The 4,134-nt window shown below is 63.5% G+C and carries 4 protein-coding genes; all 4 read left to right on the forward strand.

Translation table 11 applies throughout. The annotated features are described in order from the left end of the window. On the forward strand, window positions 1-324 hold a 324-nt coding region (locus tag EN939_RS23510), incomplete at its 5' end, for a flagellin (RefSeq protein WP_272483110.1). A 256-nt stretch (window positions 325-580) separates the two neighbouring features. After that, a complete protein-coding gene (locus EN939_RS23515; RefSeq protein WP_127270046.1) occupies window positions 581-1,645 on the forward strand; it encodes a flagellin N-terminal helical domain-containing protein in 1,065 nt (354 codons plus the stop codon). Window positions 1,646-1,777: 132 nt separating this feature from the next. Then, the gene (fliF, locus tag EN939_RS23520; protein ID WP_023810010.1) at window positions 1,778-3,424 is read left to right on the forward strand and encodes a flagellar basal-body MS-ring/collar protein FliF; all 1,647 of its coding nucleotides are present in this window, start codon (window positions 1,778-1,780) and stop codon (window positions 3,422-3,424) included. Between the two features lie 3 nt (window positions 3,425-3,427). Continuing rightward, the gene (locus EN939_RS23525; RefSeq protein WP_127270048.1) at window positions 3,428-4,054 is read left to right on the forward strand and encodes a hypothetical protein; all 627 of its coding nucleotides are present in this window, start codon (window positions 3,428-3,430) and stop codon (window positions 4,052-4,054) included. Window positions 4,055-4,134 lie beyond the last annotated feature (80 nt).

Consider the following 4,134-nt stretch of genomic DNA (forward strand, 5'->3'; position numbering starts at 1 on the left):
TCGCTGACTATCTTCTCGGGTGGCACGGCCGCCAGCGATAGCCAGATCGCGCAGCAGATGAACGTCGTCGATGCCGCGCTCAAGGCCATGACCAACGCCGCCACCACGCTCGGCGCCGCCAAGAGCAGTATCGACCTGCAGAAGACCTTCACCTCGAACCTGATGGACTCCATCGATCGCGGTGTCGGCCAGCTCGTCGATGCCGACATGAACAAGGAATCGACCCGCCTCCAGGCCCTGCAGGTCCAGCAGCAGCTCGGCATCCAGGCGCTGTCGATCGCCAACGGTTCGTCGCAGTCGATCCTGTCGCTCTTCCGCGGCTAATCGCATCCGCCAACTTGCACTAAAATCGGGCCGCGCCAAAAGCGCGGCCCGATTTCGTTTGCTCGGACCGCGCGCAACGCTCTGTCGTTAACTCTCGAAAGGCCGCGTTTAACAGGCTGTTAACCATGTCCCGCTAATTATGGTTAACCAATAGCTTACAACGGTTGGCGAATCGGCCCTACTGGCACGATACCACGGTTGAAGCAGGCTATCCGGCATGTCTGAGCATGCCGGCCTTTGAGAAGGAGCGACTTTCTTGGCGAGTATCATGACCAACGCCGCGGCGTTAACCGCGCTTCAAAGCCTCAGCGCCACCAACAAGTCACTCGAGCAGACACAGGCCCGCATATCGACGGGCTACCGTGTCTCGCAAGCTTCGGACAACGCGGCCTACTGGTCGATCGCCACCACGATGCGCTCCGACAACCAGGCCCTGTCGACGGTGCAGGATGCACTCGGCCTCGGCGCCTCGAAAGTCGACACCGCCTACACCGGCATGAACAATGTGCTGACAACGATCGGCCAGATCAAGACCAAGCTGCTTTCGACCGTCGGCCAGACGGACGCAGCCAAGGCAAAGACGCAGACCGAGATCAAAGCGCTTCAGGCGCAGATGAAGTCGTTCGCCGATGCGGCCACCTTTTCAGGCTCGAACTTCCTAGCGGTGACCTCAAAGCAGGTTGCGGCCGCCAATGACGGCGTCCAGCCCGACTCCCAGATCGTGTCCTCATTCAATCGTTCCTCATCCGGCGCCATCTCGATCGGGACGATCGATATCGATGTCGAGAGCACCAAGCTTTTCGACTACGGCCTCGCCGCCGAGGTCAAGAATTACGGAACCCTCGATCGCCAGACGTCCATCTATTCCACGGGCGCCGCCCAGACCCTGTACGACAACGCCTATGCGGGCGTGATCGCGGGCGGAGGAACGGACATCGCCGCGAACACCGCCGGCCAGACGGCGGCGGGAGCGGTCGCCAAGGTCGACAATATCTCCGCCTACAACCTCGATATCACGGCACCAGGCATTACCGACGACATCATCACGCAGATGGTGAACAGGATCGATAACGTCATGGCCCAGCTGACCGACTCCGCCACCATCCTCGGTTCCGCCAAGAGCAGCATTGACCTGCAGAAGACCTTCACCCAGAGTTTGATGGACTCCATCGACCGCGGCGTCGGCCAGCTTGTCGATGCCGACATGAACAAGGAATCGACCCGGCTCCAGGCACTGCAGGTTCAGCAGCAGCTCGGCGTTCAAGCGCTGTCGATCGCCAACAGCGCCTCGCAGTCGATCCTGTCTCTGTTCAAGAGCTGATCACGGGCGCCACCGGCGCCGTCCTTTCCATCAGATAATCGGGCCGCGCCGCCAGCGCGGCCCGATTTCATTTTCGCACAAGCTTCGAAGACTAGAGTTCCGGCGGACAATCATGCTGGGAGTCGTTGAACCGTGCCGGAACAGATCCAGAGCATCATCTCGAATCTCCGCGGGTTTGGCGTGAAGCGCCTCGCCATGCTGGCGGGCATCGCCGTTCTGGTGATGGGCGTCATCGGCATCGCCTCGGTCTATCTCAACCGCCCCGCCTATGACACGCTCTATGTGGGACTAGACCGCGCCGACGTGAACCAGATCGGCCTGGTGCTGGGCGAAGCCGGCATCGGCTTCGATGTCGGCGCCGATGGAACCTCGGTTCTGGTGCCGGCCGGCACCACCGCTCAGGCCCGCATGCTGCTTGCCGAAAAGGGCCTGCCGACCAGCGCCAATGCCGGCTACGAATTGTTCGACAATGTCGGCTCGCTCGGCCTCACCTCCTTCATGCAGCAGATCACCCGCGTGCGGGCGCTGGAAGGCGAGATCGCCCGCACCATCCAGTCCATATCGGGCATCAAGGCTGCGCGGGTCCACATCGTCATGTCCGAACGGGCCAATTTCCGCCGCGACGAGCAGCAGCCCTCGGCCTCCGTGGTCATCCGCTACGCCGGCATCGACGCCGAGAAGAGCGCCATGTCGATCCGCCATCTCGTCGCCGCCGCCGTTCCCGGCCTGTCGGCAGACAAGGTGACTGTTCTCGATTCCAGCGGCAATCTGCTGGCCGCGGGCGACGATCCTTCCAACACCAGCGCCGCCCGCACGCTCGGCGTCGAGCAGACCGTCGAGGCGCAGATCGGAGACAACATCCGCCGTGCGCTGACGGCCTATCTCGGCCCCGACAATTTCCGCGCAAGCGTCAAGGCCGAGGTCAACACCGACACCCGCCAGACGGAAGAGACCATCTTCGATCCGAATTCCCGCGTCGAACGCTCGGTGCAGTCGGTGCGGGCCAACGAGAACAACAACCAGAAGCAGGCTTCCACTCCGGCCAGCGTCGAGCAGAACCTGCCCGAGACCCAGGCAACCGCCACCGATGGTCCGCAATCCTCCTCGCAGAACGACCGCAGGGAAGAGATCACCAACTACGAGATCAATTCCAAGAAGATCGCCACGGTCTCAAACGGCTACACCGTCACCAAGATGTCGATTGCCGTGGTCGTCAATCAGCAACGGCTGACGGCCATCCTCGGCAAGGACGCCACGCCGGAGCAGATCGCCAAGCGCGTCGCCGAGATCCAGAAGATGGTCACGTCCGCTACCGGCCTTGACGAAAAGCGCGGCGACATCATCGACGTCTCGGCGGTCGAGTTCATCGACGGCCTGGATGGCGAGGCGATCCCGCAGGCGGGAATGCTCGATTCGATCGGCCAGCATGCCGGCACGATGATCAATGCCGGTGCCTTCATCGTCGTGGTGTTCCTGGTCGCCTTCTTCGGCCTGAGGCCGATGGCCGCGGCGCTGACGGCAAAGGCTACTCCGGCCCTGGCAGGTCCCAGCTTCGACGACGTCCAGCGCTCGCTGCCGACGCCGGAGGCAATGGCGGCTACCGACAGTGCCGCGATTGGGACCTTGCCAGGCACACGCCCAGGCCCCACGCCGCTCGACGATCTTCGCCAGAAGATCCGGCCGGCGCCGCAGGACAGGCTTGCCAGGATGGTCGACCTCAACGAGGAGCGCACCGCGCAGATCCTGCGCAAATGGGCCGCCCAGGAAGTGGCGGTGTAAACCATGCCCTCCGTAGCCCTCTTCGACCTTCTGCCTGATTTCGGGACGCGCGCGCAACGTGCCGGCCAGTCGCGGGCAGCAATCGATCCCGAACACAAGCCCGAGACGCCGGCGCCGCAGGCCGATATCGGCACGCTGATCGCCGAGGCGGTTGCCCAGGCGGAGGCAGCGCTGGAGGTCCGCCTGTCGGCTGCGCATGACGCCGCGCTCGAAGCCGAACGCCAGGCCAATGCCGAGGAAGCAAGGATATTTCTCGAAAGCCTCGGCGACGATGTCGGCAAGGCGGTCTCGTTGCGCATCGATGCCATGGAGGCGCGCGTCACCGGACTTGTCGCCGCCACGGTCGCCCGCATCATCGGCGGCATCGTCAGCGACGATCTGCAGAAACGTTCGATCGAGGCATTGGCCGGCGCCATCCGCGAAGCGGTCGGCGATGCCGAAGCGGTGCGCATCGTCGTGCGCGGCCCGCTCTCGATGTTCGAAACACTGAAGGCGTCGCTCGGACCCCGCGCCGCCAATCTCGATTTTGTCGAGGCGCCAGGCTTCGACCTGACCGTCGCCATCGACGAGGCGGTGTTCGAGACGCGCATGGCCGAATGGTCGACGGTCCTCTCGGAGGTCCTGGCATGAGCGTCGCAGACGCCGACCACGGCCGCCACGAGATCATCATCGTGCGGCGCAGCCATGACGACCATGACGAGGCCCACCAT

This window comes from Mesorhizobium sp. M7A.F.Ca.CA.002.05.1.1, from assembly GCF_003998335.1.
Classification (GTDB): Bacteria; Pseudomonadota; Alphaproteobacteria; order Rhizobiales; family Rhizobiaceae; genus Mesorhizobium.